Annotated in this window: 10 protein-coding genes; 3 read left to right on the forward strand and 7 right to left on the reverse strand. The window is 58.7% G+C overall.

Translation table 11 applies throughout. The features are described 5' to 3' along the window. Positions 1-40 precede the first annotated feature (40 nt). Together ODI_RS13830 and ODI_RS13835 are read right to left on the reverse strand one after the other, a co-directional pair. A complete protein-coding gene (locus tag ODI_RS13830; protein WP_067751380.1) occupies positions 41-2,095 on the reverse strand; it encodes a ParB/RepB/Spo0J family partition protein in 2,055 nt (684 codons plus the stop codon). 78 nt (positions 2,096-2,173) lie between these two features. After that, positions 2,174-3,001 (reverse strand): DUF932 domain-containing protein, encoded by an 828-nt coding sequence (locus ODI_RS13835; RefSeq protein ID WP_067751383.1) that lies wholly within the window; start codon positions 2,999-3,001, stop codon positions 2,174-2,176. A 718-nt stretch (positions 3,002-3,719) separates the two neighbouring features. Here ODI_RS13835 and ODI_RS13840 point away from each other — a divergent pair. After that, positions 3,720-5,768, forward strand: a complete 2,049-nt coding sequence (locus ODI_RS13840) for an ATP-binding protein (RefSeq protein ID WP_173719660.1) — start codon at positions 3,720-3,722, stop codon at positions 5,766-5,768. 24 nt (positions 5,769-5,792) lie between these two features. After that, positions 5,793-6,227 carry a very short patch repair endonuclease gene (locus ODI_RS13845; protein ID WP_074046781.1) on the forward strand — a complete coding sequence of 145 codons (435 nt, stop codon included), beginning with the start codon at positions 5,793-5,795 and terminating at the stop codon, positions 6,225-6,227. Between the two features lie 3 nt (positions 6,228-6,230). On the opposite strand, the gene ODI_RS13850 is transcribed toward ODI_RS13845, so the two are convergent. Both ODI_RS13850 and ODI_RS13855 read right to left on the reverse strand, forming a co-directional pair. Beyond that, a complete protein-coding gene (locus ODI_RS13850; RefSeq protein ID WP_231968057.1) occupies positions 6,231-7,634 on the reverse strand; it encodes a DNA cytosine methyltransferase in 1,404 nt (467 codons plus the stop codon). Between the two features lie 20 nt (positions 7,635-7,654). Next, positions 7,655-9,760, reverse strand: a complete 2,106-nt coding sequence (locus ODI_RS13855; protein ID WP_082985219.1) for an ATP-binding protein — start codon at positions 9,758-9,760, stop codon at positions 7,655-7,657. A 557-nt stretch (positions 9,761-10,317) separates the two neighbouring features. Between ODI_RS13855 and ODI_RS13860 the strand changes: the two genes are divergently transcribed. Then, positions 10,318-10,665 carry a helix-turn-helix transcriptional regulator gene (locus tag ODI_RS13860; protein WP_098020908.1) on the forward strand — a complete coding sequence of 116 codons (348 nt, stop codon included), beginning with the start codon at positions 10,318-10,320 and terminating at the stop codon, positions 10,663-10,665. Positions 10,666-10,681: 16 nt separating this feature from the next. Here ODI_RS13860 and ODI_RS13865 read toward each other — a convergent pair whose 3' ends face one another. From ODI_RS13865 to ODI_RS13875, 3 genes are all read right to left on the reverse strand, one after another. Beyond that, entirely contained in the window at positions 10,682-11,206 is a 525-nt protein-coding gene (locus ODI_RS13865) for a helix-turn-helix transcriptional regulator (RefSeq protein WP_067751396.1), read from the reverse strand. A gap of 4 nt (positions 11,207-11,210) precedes the next feature. Further along, complete coding sequence (locus ODI_RS13870) at positions 11,211-11,486, reverse strand: hypothetical protein (RefSeq protein ID WP_067751399.1); 276 nt, start codon at positions 11,484-11,486, stop codon at positions 11,211-11,213. Between the two features lie 206 nt (positions 11,487-11,692). Next, on the reverse strand, positions 11,693-12,949 hold the full coding sequence (locus ODI_RS13875; protein ID WP_067751401.1) for a tyrosine-type recombinase/integrase: 1,257 nt from the start codon (positions 12,947-12,949) through the stop codon (positions 11,693-11,695). Positions 12,950-13,218: the final 269 nt, after the last annotated feature.

A 13,218-nucleotide genomic window follows, 5' to 3' on the forward strand; every position in this document is an offset into this window, starting at 1 on the left:
ACGCCCCGGTCGAGGCCGGGGCGCTTGCCTTCGGCGCGGGTCAAGCGGCCAGTGCCTCGGCGAGTTCATCCGCCATTTCCTCGTCATCCTCCGGGGCGTCCTGCGCCTGCGTTCCCTCCGGCGCAGCTTCCGGACCTTCGGCCTTGAAGATGGCGGGCATCCAGCCCGTACCATCGGCCAGCCGTTCCGCCTCGCTGGCAATGTCGGCCTTCTTCAACTTCGCCAGTCGGGCAGCGTGCGACGGTGCGAACTCGCCCACGGCTTCCAGAATCGCGGCCTTCGGCACATGCTGGAAATACCCGTCTGCGGTGGGCTGCCACCATGCGGCCATGTCCAGCCCCACAGCCTGCGCCAGTTCCACGCCCGGCTGGTGCGCCGTGGCGCGAGGCGTCACCACGTCCACGGTCGCCGCTACGCATACCGCCAGCAGCCGCACCAGTTCGCCTTGCTCCGTCGCCAGCAGCGCGGCGAACAGTTCGGCGCTGTCCTGCGGCACCGCTTCACCCGCGACCTGCTGCAACTCGCGCAGGGCGACGGCGGCGGGCGACTCGGGCCAGTCGGGGGCCATGCCTTCCAGCCGGTCTTGCACTTTCAGGCTCACGCCCAGCGGCAAGTCGTGGCCGTAGTGGTTGTCCTGCAAGACGCTCTGCACTATGCCATGCACCAGCGCGGCCAGCGCGACTTGCGGATGGCGGGCGACTTCGATTTGCAGCGCGGCGGTGCGGTGCGCGCTCAAGCGCTGCGCCAGCCTGTCGGACAGGCTCGCGGCCTTGGGCTGCTCGGCATCCTCGCCTTCGTCGTCGTTCCCGGCTTCGCCCTCCGCGTTGCCGAACCCTTGCCGCAAGCGTTCCAGCGTGCGCAGCGCCTTGGCTTCGGCTTCGCGCAGCAGCCCGCGATGAATCACGGATTCGCCGCTGCGGTCGAGGGTGACGATGGCACCGGCCACGGCGCGCACGTCCTGGGCGTAGCCCTGCAAGGCTTCCTCCACGGCTTGCAGTTCCCCGGCAACCTGTTCGCGGCGCGGTTCCAGCGCTTCGGTCTTGTCCTCGTCCTCGGCGTCGTAGGCGTCTTCCAGTTCGGCGTCGATCTTGTCGAGGCGGGTTTGCAGCGAGGCGATGCGGCGGGCTTCGCGGGCGTTCGGTTCGCGGCGCTGGCGCGGTGCATTCTGGAACGCCTGCCGTTCGGCGTAGCTCATGTGCGGCACGGCTTCCACCCACGCCCAACCCTCGGCGCGCACGTCCCCGGCCAGCGCATCCAGCTTGCCGCGCACCAGCGTTTCCAGCAGCGCGGCGTCGGTCAGGTAGGTTCCGGCATCGCCTTCCGCGAACAGGTCGCGGCGGATGCCACCGCCCGCCGCAGTGTAGGCGTCCAGCCCGGCGAAGCGCACCAGCGGATGCGTGGCATCGATTTCGCGTTCGGTCAGGCGTTCGCGCAGCGCGGACGCGCCACGCTGCCATTCGGGCGCACCGTAGAACGCAGCTTCCTGCGCGGCATGGTCGTCGGAGATGGTCAGGGCCATCAACTGTTCCAGCGTGACGGCTCCGGCCCGGTAGTCGGCCATCAGGCGCGTCGAGACGTTGGCCAGCTTCAAGCGGCGCTGCACCACCAGCGGGGACACGCCGAAGTCGGCGGCAATGTCCTCGACGGGCCGGCCTTCCTTGACCAGTGCGGCGAACGCCTCGAACTGGTCGGCCGGGTGCATCTGCTCGCGCAGCAGGTTTTCCGCGAGGCTGACTGTACGGGCCGAAGCGTCCGGCACCAGCAGGCAAGGCACCTCAAAGTCGGCGGCAATGCGCTTCTGCTTCTTCTTCGCCAGCAGCTTCAACGCGGTCAGTCGGCGGTCGCCCGCCACCACTTCGTATTGCTCGCCACCGGCGGACAGAATGACGATGAGGTTTTGCAGCAGACCGATGCGGGCGATGCTCGCGGCCAGTTCGGGAATGGACAGGCGCGGACTCGTGCGCGCGTTACGCTTGGAGCGGCGCGGCAGCAACTGCGAGAGCGGAACCAAAATCAGGTTCTTGGTCGGGTCGGCCACTTCCAGCGGCGCGGCGGTTTCGATGACACGGGTTTCGATTTGGGTAACGGCGTTCATGGTGATAACTCCTAGCGGTTGGGATGCAGCAGCGAGAGACGCGGCAAGGGCTGCTGCCTGTCCCTGCCGCGTGGGGATTCAGGCTTTCAACTGGCGCATGCCATCGGCCAGCAGCCAAAGCGCACGATTGAGTCGGATGTTTTGGTCGATGCCCTGCACCGGGCGGGTTTGCTGGCGGCGTCCGTTGGCGCTACGCCCGCGCAGGCCGCCTTGGGTCAGGTTCTCTTGCGTGCGGTTGAACACGCTCCACAAGTCCGGGCGGCGGTCATCAAAGCGGCGCGGCATTAGGATTTGCGATTCCGTGATGGGCGCGGGCTTGTCGGGGTCGTCGTACTTGAGGGCCAGCGCGGCGCGGGCGAACACTTCGGATTCGCCATCGTTCAAGGTGATGGCGCGCATGGAATCGCGGGATTCATGCACGCGGTCGAAGCCGCGCAAGACTTCGTAAGCGCCTTCGATGACGGAACCGGCCACGTCGCCCTTGTGGGGCACGCGCACATCGGCCACGGTGTCGCCGCAGACAAGACCGTTGCTGCACACGAACCGAAACATGCCCGCGAGCATTTGGTAGGAACTCGTGCCGTCGTGAGAATTGAGCAGCACGATTTCATTGGCTTCCGCGCCGTTGATCTGGCTGGCGTGGCGCAGGCGCAGCATGTGTTTGGTGTGTTCGCGCTTGCCTTCGTCGCGCACGCGGGTCTGGCATGCCATGAAGGGCTGAAACCCTTCTTTGCGAAGCTCCGCCAGCACGGCGGCGGTCGGGATATAGGCGTACCGCTCGGAACGGCTTTCGTGCGGCGCATCCGCAAAGATGGACGGCGCGACCCTGCGGATTTGATCGTCGGACAGCGGGTAATCGCTGCGCAGCGACGGGGAGCGGGAAGCGAATCGGGATGCGAGTTGCATGGCATTTCTCCTGACGAAAAGGGTTTGCTGTTCAAACCGCACACCGGATTCCTAGATTCGGAGCCCAGCCTTTCGGCTGTTTGGTGCGGTCGGCACGAGGAACCCGGTTGGCCCTGTTGCCACCGTCTTTCCTGAGTTCATCGCCCGCGACGGTCAGGAGCGCGCGGACGGGGGCCGTCAAGGAAACAAGCGCAGGGTTGGTGCGGCCCGCAGGCGCAGCCGAGGACACGGCCCTGCGCGCCTTGACGGCACACGGGCGCGGGCTACAGTCGCGGACAAGGTGATGAAGTCAGGGGAGACGGCTGGACAAGGCAACGGTCGTCCCTGTGTGCCGAACCGCACGCAAGCGAAGCGCGCAGGCCCGAAGCTGGAAGCCGGGCCGGAGGCGTCAGCCGAGCGGAGCGAGGGAACGATGGAAGCCCGTCAGGGGCGAGATTCGCGCAGCGAGGCTCGATGCGCAGCACGAGAGCGCGGCCCGACTTCGTCGGGCGACGCCATGCCTATAAAATGCAACAATGCGTGACGCCTAGCCATTGGATCAACAGCCAGCCGCCATTCAATCACTACCTAACGGCAGCACGGTAATAACCAAGGTTAATGACCCGGCAACTACGGCAAATGCCAACGGATTGACTATGGGGACCACGTGAATCAACCAACCTCCAGCTCGCAACCACTCACGCTCCGGTTTGCACATAACGTAATAGAACATCTTGGCTTGAAGCTGTATCAAAACAAGCCAACGAACGTATTGGCCGAATTGGTATCCAACTCATGGGATGCTTCCGCATCTCAAGTATTCATCCAATTGGAAAACTCTGACGCCGGTTCACCAACAGCTATCAGCGTGTTCGACGATGGCCGCGGCATGAGCAAGGCGGATCTCGTCAACAACTATCTCGTGGTGGGACAGCCTAAACCCCGACCTCCAACGGCTGATGACCGGAACAACGACAGGTATCCGATGGGGAGAAAGGGCATCGGCAAGTTAGCCCCGTTCGGGATCGCGCGCATCGTACACGTCATTACCATCCAGAATGACATCGCCATGTGGCTTCGGTTCGACTATGACGCAATGTTAGCGGCCGAGAACCTAGATGCGTCCGCCACAGCGATATATGCGCCGGACGTGCTTGCCGATGAAATTCCTGTGGACCAGCTATCAGCGGACGAACCGTCTGGCATGCAGGGGGTCATAGACAAATTTCGGAGTGCCATCTCGCTGTCTAAGTCGGGGACCTTGATTTACGCAACCGCCCTCACCCTCCGCAAACAAATATCGACCGTGCAACTGCGTGAGTCGTTGGGTCGCCGTTTTACGGTTACGCTGGCGAGACCCGACTTCAAAGTCCATGTCAACGGTGGTGCTCTCGCAGAAACGGACGTTTTTCCGGAGTGGGAGCTTCGCATCCCAGAACAGGGAATTTCCGAACACACCTTGAATACGCCGATGGGTCCGAGATTAGTGAAGTTCTGGGTCGGTTTCGTCAAATCGGCAGCCTGGTCGCAAGAGGAAGCAGGCGTCGGCGTCTACGCGCACGGGAAGATTGCCCAAGACCGCCCTTTCTTCTTTGGCGTCAAGGGACGCGAGATTTTTTCCCGTTACATGTATGCCGTGGTCGAAGCAGACTGGATCGATGAGCTTCAGCAGGACACGATATCTACCGATCGCACGAGCGTGAACTGGGAGGATTCTGATCTTCAAACATTACATACGTGGGGTGCACAGTCCGTCGTCGCATGGATCAACGCTTACGAGCAGAAGAGAAAAGAGACCTCACGTCTCGAAGACATCACGCTGGTCGAGGGGTTCCTAGACAAAACCCCCGACATCAAGTTGCGGCCAACCGATAAGAGCCATCTCGTCGAACTCATCAGCGACGTTACGCCCCGACTCGGCAAGGATCAGGATGCAAAAATACGTCTTATCGAAGCAGCAGCAAAAGCTTGGGTACATGAACCGGCTCGCAAGCTGATAAAAGAACTGTGGACACAAGTTACCACCTTCGAACCTTCCGCTTTCGTATCGTCAGTCAACAGGCTGAGCGACGAACTCGTCCCTGAGAGCTTGTCTCTCGCCGTTGCCTTTTCGCTGCGTGTATTCGCATTAACCCAACTTCACGGGCATATCCTAAAAGGCCAAGAAACCCAGCTACAAAAGCTCATTGAGAGTTTCCCCTGGATACTCAACACTCGATACGAACGTTATGTATATCGAAAAGCTCTCGCTAGTATCGTCAAGGATGAGGCTACCCTCATTGATAAGCGAAATCCCTTCCCTGCAATTCCTGCCGACCGAACGATGCCGGATTTCGTTTTCTTCGGCTCGCCAGAAGATCGGGAAATTTTGATTGTTGAGCTCAAAGGACCAGCAGACACCGCTCAGCACGAAGAGTATCAGCAACTACATTCATATGTGCTTTACTTGTCGTCCCGTTTTCCAAGCTCCAACGTATCTGGACTTCTGGTATCTGGCGATCATGCCCCTTATCTCATGAGAAACAGATCAGAAGCTATTGACTTCGCCAAGTGGAGCGACGTACTCCTTCATTCTCGGCGTGGACACATGGACTTGCTCACTGCGCTTCTGGTTGGGACCGATCCATTTGGGGACGATGCACGCATTCAGCAGGTGTGTGAGCTGGGCGGTCAAGCCGTGAGAGATTTCCTCACGCAGATGAGTGCTAGAGAACCCCAACTGCGTGATTTGGTCAATAGACTGCGAGCCGTCCCAGGGTCACCCGCTCCTGATAATGATGGCGCCTAACCGGAAGTAGTCGCGTCAAGGATCATGTCGAACAACCAAGACGAAAATTCGCTCTATTCGAACGTAGCGCCGGCAACACGCCGCCGCATGCAGGCGGTACGTGGCACTAACACCGCTCCTGAAATGGTGGTGAGAAGCCTACTGCATCAGATGGGCTATCGATTTCGTTTGCACCGCAAAGACCTTCCTGGGTCACCGGACATCGTTTTACCAAAACACAGGAAAATCGTGCTGATTCACGGCTGCTTTTGGCATGGGCATGAGGAGTGCAAGCGTGCGAAATTGCCTGTCAATAACGCGAACACATGGCGAATGAAGATTGAGAAAAACCAAGCGCGTGACAAGCGCAACATCACGGAACTTCGCCACCATGGGTGGGACGTTTTGATCGTCTGGGAATGTGAATTGAAAGAAATCACGCAGGTCGCAGAACGCCTGCGTGATTTTATATCGGGCTAATCGTTAGATCGGCTGCTGCAACTCGGTACGCTTCTGGAGATATCTCGCTGAACGACTAGAAGCCGTCGCGTACTCGAAAAAACTACGTGGGTCTTGGCGCCCGTCTTTCTTAGCTGCACCTGCCAGCTTTTCCCAACCCTTCACGCATCGCTCGTCACTCATCGCCATCGGTGCTCTAACTGGCTGTCGCTGCAAAAGACCGCGAAGCACCTCACCATGCATCGTGGTAAACGCAGGCGGAACCGCTTCACCGATCATTTCTCGGACGTTCGTATGGCCAAGTCTTTTGAGCGCGTCGCCCCATTGAAAATCACGAGGGAACGTCTGCAACAGAGCACATTCGAGAGGACTCAACAAACGGTTCTGCGTGGGATGAATAGTGTAATCGCTCCCGATGTGGCCACTTGCCGTCGTAACCGTAGCCGCAGGCCGGTCTGCATGCATGCGTCGATAGCTGCTTGCAAAGCCTTTAACCAAGCGAAAGGTGCCATTGTGCTCTTTAACCACGGGACGTAATAGTGGCTCGCCGCATTTCGGGCAGGTTGCTGCCTCCGCGGGCACCGTGACCGGGCCGCAATCCGCACATACTTCATTGTCCCATGCACTACGCCCCGTTGAAGGCGGAATGGCAGCGACCATAGCGTAAATCCGCTCATCCCAGATGGGTACAGAATGGAAGCCAGAAAATTCGTCCGCCGATGCCGTCTTCCGTGTAGAAGCATCAAGGTCGGGCAATCCAAAACTTTCGAGTGCTTCCCGCAACGTAACGGGGCGCGCGTCCCCCGTATCGGGGGCGTGCGTTGCTCGGGGAAAGGGAGTACGGCCCAACCTGAGCATTTCTTTCAGACCTCGGATGTCGCGTCGAACAAAGGTCAAGAACGCTCGCTTACGGGACTGAGGAACGCCGAAATCACATAGGTCCGCCACGAGAGGAAACGCAACGTAGTCCTTCGCCAGGGAGGCAATGAGATAGTTGGCCGCAGAAACGGGGTTCTTGTCCTTCGGATGATGGACTTTCCGCGTAAAAAAAGCAGGCACGTTTTCGACGACTAACAGTGCAGGCATCAGTTCCAACGCCACGTTCGCCACCACGGTCACCAGCAAATTTCGTTCGTCTTTCGACCCTGCATCTGCATCATCATGGCTACCTTTCCCCGAACGTGCCGAACTCATGCCTTGGCAAGGTGGGCATGCACAGAGCAAGGCTGGGCGCGCACGGCCTGCTTTCGCACGGTACTTCTTGACTACCGTCTTCCACGTTTTTCGGAGATCACCTGAAACGCCCTCTGCACCGGGGTGATTCAGCAAACAAACGTCTAAACGATCCTGCTCCAGCTCCGCCATCACCTCAAAGTGGAATCCAGCCTTGCGGTACCCGACATCACCTGCCCCGCAATTCGAGAACAAGCTAACGGCTCGTAGCCTACTCATGATGATCTGCCTTTGCGCTTGTCGGCACCAAGATCATGCACATCGAGAAATTGCTCGTGAACTCTCTTCGCTCGCGTAAGGAAGTCGCGCCACGACATACGTCTTACGCAGCTCTCTTTCACGAATCCCTCGTATGCGTGTTTGTTGACGCTCTGCTTCAATTTTTCGCCATCGGCGACGAGGCTAATTCGCCACCCCTTATAGAACTCAGACACAGTTTCTTCGTTATCCTTGAAAAACTTCTTGAATGCATCGACGTAGTTAACGAGACGCGAAAAGTCCGTATCGTCGAACACATGTCCTGCTTTTTTAATCTCAACTATATGCAACAGACCATCAATGCTGACCAACGTAAAATCCGGACGTTTGACTTCATAGTCAATGGCCAGCTTAATGGTTGAACCATGCTCCTTCTGCCAGAACTTCTCAAATGCATTCTTGAAGTTCTTTAAGCTTTGATTCTTCGTGATGACAGTCCACGACGGCTCAATCAGCCAAGGCGCACTCGCAATAAGTGACTGGAACTGGTTCTCATCCATCGAAACGTCGATAATTTGTTCGAGATCCTTTATGACTCGAACCCGTTGTGCCGCAATCTGAGCATAGGACGCAAGCTCCGCAAGCTGCGCCTTGCTGAAAATGTCAAGCATCTGCTCAATGGATGCCTCGCCCTTCGTCACCCTATTGGAGAACTCATGAAATGCCTCCATCAAAGCTTGGTGCGGAGCGACCGAAAGAATGATTTGGGACAAGTCTTCGACGTAGACCTCATCGTTTAATTCATCCTCAGCAGCAAATCCACCGAATTTCTTGGCAAGGTCAATGGCAACTCGCGACACTTCCTTATCGCCGAATCGTTCGCGCGCACGCTCCTCGATCTTCGACTTACGTAGGAATTCATCTCGCACCCGAATCCGACGCGGCTCACGCGAAATTCGCGCTATCTCTCTGATGAGTTCCGCACCCCACTTTCTTAGTAATTGGCCATAGTCGGAATCCCACAGAATGTCCTGGCGATCGGTTCTAACGAGATCGTCCCCTTGATCCAAGTCGAGCCACTCTGCTTCAACTTGACCAACCAGATACGAGCGCATGGCGAACTCGCCTGTGAAACCCGCAGGTTGGTTGAAATCGCGAGTCACGCCAGCGATCTTTCCTCTGGCATAAATGCGGACACCCATCATTTCTTCGTTTTTGTACGCCTCTTTAGCCATGCCTAACCACCCGGATACTGGAAGTATCGAGCCGTCATCAGCATGTACTGGACGGCTCGACAGGTCTATCCGTGAGCCGGGTAACAATGGGATGTCCAGTGGATTGACCTTGACGGGTTTCGCCTTGTCCTTCGTGGCATCCACAACGAGGATCTGGAAATCCGGCTTGGCAAACGTGAAGCGAACAGCAAGCTGTCGAAGAAACGTCTCAAGATCAGGCACTCGCTTTGCGAGAAACGACGTCAAACGGATACGCGTTCCCGTTTTTTTACTCCATGTCCGATCAGCATTTCCCACTTCCAACGGCACGGCTTCATCGTCATCAGTGACGATCTTGTCGAAATCCATAAAAAAATGGGTTACTGCGTAGCCCTCTTTGGTCTTTGGACCACCGGCTGACCAAACTTCAATGCGCCGACAGATGCCAAATGGCGCAAGCTTGCCAATTCCTTTACGCCCCATCACAGGACGCTTCTTGTTGCGCGACCTTCCGCCGTCCTGTCCTTTGCGAGTTCGGCGGTCAGCACCGACGCGGAGATAGAAATTGATGGCCTCTTCTGGAGCCATTCCATGCCCGTCGTCCTCAACGTCTATCACATATCCTACATCCCTGAGCTGACCTCCTGCTTTCGAGGCCAACTGTATGCTTAAGGGCAGGCGAACCGTAACTGTCTCCGCGTCTGCGTCGTAGCCGTTGGCGATCAACTCGGCAACCACTGCGCTGGCCTTGTCATACAGCTTGACCCCAAGCTTATCGACGGTGAGCCTGGAAATGCGCAGATGGTAAGGCGACTCTTCCGACGTCGCCTTATCAATCACGTCAGTTTCGGTTCGGCGACGAGATTGGCCACTACTAACTGGAGCTGCACGACGAGGAGATGTAGCCATCAACGACTCCGAGATTGGTTACGGGCGCTTGCCGTCTTCATTTTTTTGCAGCGACTGGCTTGCACATACGCAGCATACGGTATTATCACACGATTGCCGTCAGGAGCCGACTATGTCTACAGGAGCGGGAAAACGCCAACCCGTACCAGCGGGCCAGGTCGTAAGACGCGCGTTTTCGATGCAAAAGGCAGACGCAGACTTGATCGAGACGTTGAGGTTGCGCTACGCCACCCTAGGCTTGCTTATGAACCAAAGCGAGGTAGTCCGCGTCGGGCTAAATGCTCTAGCGCGAATGGCTGACACAGACCTGGAGACAAGCGCGTCGAACCTAGAACGTCTTGCAACATCAGGACGTGCAAAGCCCACGAAATAAGGGCAATTCCGGGCTAAACCTGCATGCGGCGTCGCCAAGCACTGCCATGCCTTAGCTTGTAACTTGCACCGAGCTCGCTGCGCCACGCCACAGCAAGTTGTGCCGATAGGTACGGAGCTCCACCATGTCTCCATGTAGCGTACTCACGGAGTTCAAGGTGGAAAAGCTATCGCAAAAAACCAACATGACCGGCATCGATGCCGGCCGCCAGTCTCTTCCCATGCCGGGAACGGAGGCCTATGAAGCGCTGCCACAATTTCCGAAGGGCAGTCCCCTTCCCTTCCGGCGCACGATCCGCCGCCAGGACCTGCGGCACATCGTGCCCCTGGCCGAAACAACGATCTACGAAATGGAGCGCCGCGGCGAGTTCCCACGACGCTTCAATCTGACACCGCGCTGCGTGGTGTGGGACTTAGCCGAAGTAGAGGCGTGGGTCGAGGAACGAAAGCAAGCGCCTCGCGGCAGCATCTCCAAGCCGGATGTCCACCTACGAAAAACCCGCCCTGTCCGGGCCGGTTCGGACGAGGCATGAAGCGGGGCAACAGTCCTCAACCCACCAATGCTTCCAACTCTTTGGACGCCGAGCGCGGCAGTCGCCGCCCCTCCTTCGCCACGTTGACTTGCAAGGCCACCCGCGCAACGTCCAGCATGCCCCTGGCCAGCGAATAGCTGCCCCTGGCCTGCAACCACGCTAGCACGTCCGCCAAGTGCCAGATCGACGCACTCCCCTCATGTACCGGTGCCGGGAAGCTGCCCGGATGTGCCAGCATCAGCTTGCGCATGTTCTGCCGCGACACGCCTACGATGTCGGCCACGTCGGTCAGACCGACCAGATCCGGCGCGACTTCGATCAGCTTGGCCGACGGCACGGCATTGCGCACGTCCGCCAACGCACTGCGTATGGCGATGCCGGCATCTGCCGCCTCGCGGGTGAACTCCAGCGCCAAGCGCCCCGGCTGGCCGATGCCCACCAGGGCATCGTCGCAGCCGGCTTCGCCCAGGCGTTCGACCAGCGCATCAGGGTCACCCTCATCGTCGGCGAGCTGGTACTTCAAGGTGAAGGTGTATTCCATCGCGCTATTCCTTGGCGTCATCGTCAGCCTCTTGCTGCTTACGATGCGTGGTGCAGTTGTCCACGACGCGCCGCAAGGCGCGGGCGTGGTTGCCGGGGCTCCTCGGCGTGCTCCAGACGCTGGCGATACAGAACTCGCCGCAGCGGCACTCCTCGTCGTTGTATGGGCAGTAGATCCGCCCCCATGCGTGACTGCCGCCGACTTCGACACGCCAGCCATGCCCTTCAGCGTGCCTGACAGCTTCCTCGACCTCTTTCTTCGGGTGGGAGGGACGGGCCATCAGTAGTCTCCAGTATCGAGACAATAGGCCGGGTTGTCAAGTGACAACCCGGCCTCATCGGAATTGGCCAGCGTATCGCGCGGCTCGACCATCAGGAGGTTCAGATTTCCAGGTTTTCGATCACTCAAAGTGATTATTTCCTCGAAAAAATGAACTTGGCCCGATCCGTCAAAGGCCGATCCAAGACACATCATGATGCGGCCCTCCTATACGATCGCGCTCAGCGCCGGCACGACCACGTCTCTCGGCACCAGCTTCGGCACGTAGGTCTGCCCACCGCCCCAGGCTTCAACCAGGTTGGCCCACTCTTGCAGCATGTGGCGCCGCTGCTCGGCATATTCGGCTTTGTTGTAGACCGAGCGCGAAGAACGCCCGTCCTCGTGGGCCAGGCACTTCTCGATCCAGTCGCGGTTGAAGCCGATTTCGTTCAACAGCGTCGAGCCGGTGCGGCGCAGGTCATGGACAGTGAACGGTTGCAGGGGCAGCCCTTTGGTTTTCGCGGCCTGTACTACGAGCTGCGTGACCCGATTCAAGGTCGCATTGGACATGCACCGCTCGGCATCGTAACGAGACGGAAAGACGAACCTTGAACCCGCCGCGCAAGCGTGCAACGTGACGAAGATGTCGAGCGCCTGACTCGATAGGTAAACCACGTGCGGATTGCGCCCCTTCATCCGCTGCTTCGGAATCGTCCAAGTCGCGCGCTCGAAGTTGACCTCATCCCAGGTGGCCTGGATCAGTTCGCTCTTTCGCACCAGCGTCAGCAGAATCAGGCGCAAGGCGAGCCTGATGGTCGGATAGGTCGCCACCAATTCCAGGTGCTGAATCACCAGCCGGATCTCCAGCGGCGACAAGGCTCGATCCTTGGGCACGAAGGTGGCGATTGAGGAGGCTCTCACGCTCTCCGCAGGGTTCTCCACCTTCTCGCCGTGGGCGATGGCGTATACATAGACCTGCTTCACGATGTCGCGAATCTGGACGGCCGTGGCCGGCGCCCCACGCTCCTTGACTTTGTTGCACAAGGCCCGCAGATCCTCGGCCTGGATCTCGGTCAGCAGGCGATTGCGGAACACCGGCAGGATGTCCCGGTCGATGATGTGCTTGCGCATGGCGCGGGTGCTGTCGGCCAACCGCGCATTGGTCAGCCATGCTTCCGTCGCCGCGCCGAAGGTCTTGATGGCGACCACCCGCCGCTTCTCGCGTTGCTTTTCAAGCGCGGGGGATATCCCTGCCTGAACGGACTTGCGCGCATCCAAGAGCAGTTCGCGCGCCATCGCCAGCGAGATACCGCCCGGGCCATAGCGTCCCAGGGTCAGCGTCTCGCGGCGGCCGTGGAGCCGGTAGTCGTAGCGGAAGGTGACGGTACCGCTGGGCGATACCGTCACGTACATCCCATCCCGGTCAGAAGCCTTATAAATCTTGGACTTAGGCTTCAGATTTCGCAGTGCAGCGTCGGTCAGCATCGAGGTTTTCCTCCGGTTTTTCGACGGCTTTTACCGTCAGGGACCTGGAGGCCTGCTGATGCTCGGAAAGCCGCGTAAAACAAGCTTTCCCGAGAAGATTTTTACCGTCAAAGACAGTAAAAGTCTCAATAGTGAACGAGAGTGTCTTAATCCGGCCTCGATTCTTACCGCCAGCGCCACCGTCAACTTGTTTTGCTAGCCGGCGATAGCCACCGATAGATGCCGCGACGTATTTACCTATAAAATCAATACGTTACGACGATTTTTCG

Source organism: Orrella dioscoreae (genome assembly GCF_900089455.2).
GTDB classification, from domain to species: Bacteria; Pseudomonadota; Gammaproteobacteria; order Burkholderiales; family Burkholderiaceae_B; genus Orrella; species Orrella dioscoreae.

What these genes read in the sequence shown, in the direction of transcription:
- ODI_RS13830 (WP_067751380.1), bottom strand. Translation starts at nt 2,095, where the DNA reads ATGAACGCCGTTACCCAAATCGAAACCCGTGTCATCGAAACCGCCGCG.
- ODI_RS13835 (WP_067751383.1), bottom strand. Translation starts at nt 3,001, where the DNA reads ATGCAACTCGCATCCCGATTCGCTTCCCGCTCCCCGTCGCTGCGCAGC.
- ODI_RS13845 (WP_074046781.1), top strand. Translation starts at nt 5,793, where the DNA reads ATGTCGAACAACCAAGACGAAAATTCGCTCTATTCGAACGTAGCGCCG.
- ODI_RS13855 (WP_082985219.1), bottom strand. Translation starts at nt 9,760, where the DNA reads ATGGCTACATCTCCTCGTCGTGCAGCTCCAGTTAGTAGTGGCCAATCT.
- ODI_RS13860 (WP_098020908.1), top strand. Translation starts at nt 10,318, where the DNA reads ATGACCGGCATCGATGCCGGCCGCCAGTCTCTTCCCATGCCGGGAACG.
- ODI_RS13865 (WP_067751396.1), bottom strand. Translation starts at nt 11,206, where the DNA reads ATGGAATACACCTTCACCTTGAAGTACCAGCTCGCCGACGATGAGGGT.
- ODI_RS13870 (WP_067751399.1), bottom strand. Translation starts at nt 11,486, where the DNA reads ATGGCCCGTCCCTCCCACCCGAAGAAAGAGGTCGAGGAAGCTGTCAGG.
- ODI_RS13875 (WP_067751401.1), bottom strand. Translation starts at nt 12,949, where the DNA reads ATGCTGACCGACGCTGCACTGCGAAATCTGAAGCCTAAGTCCAAGATT.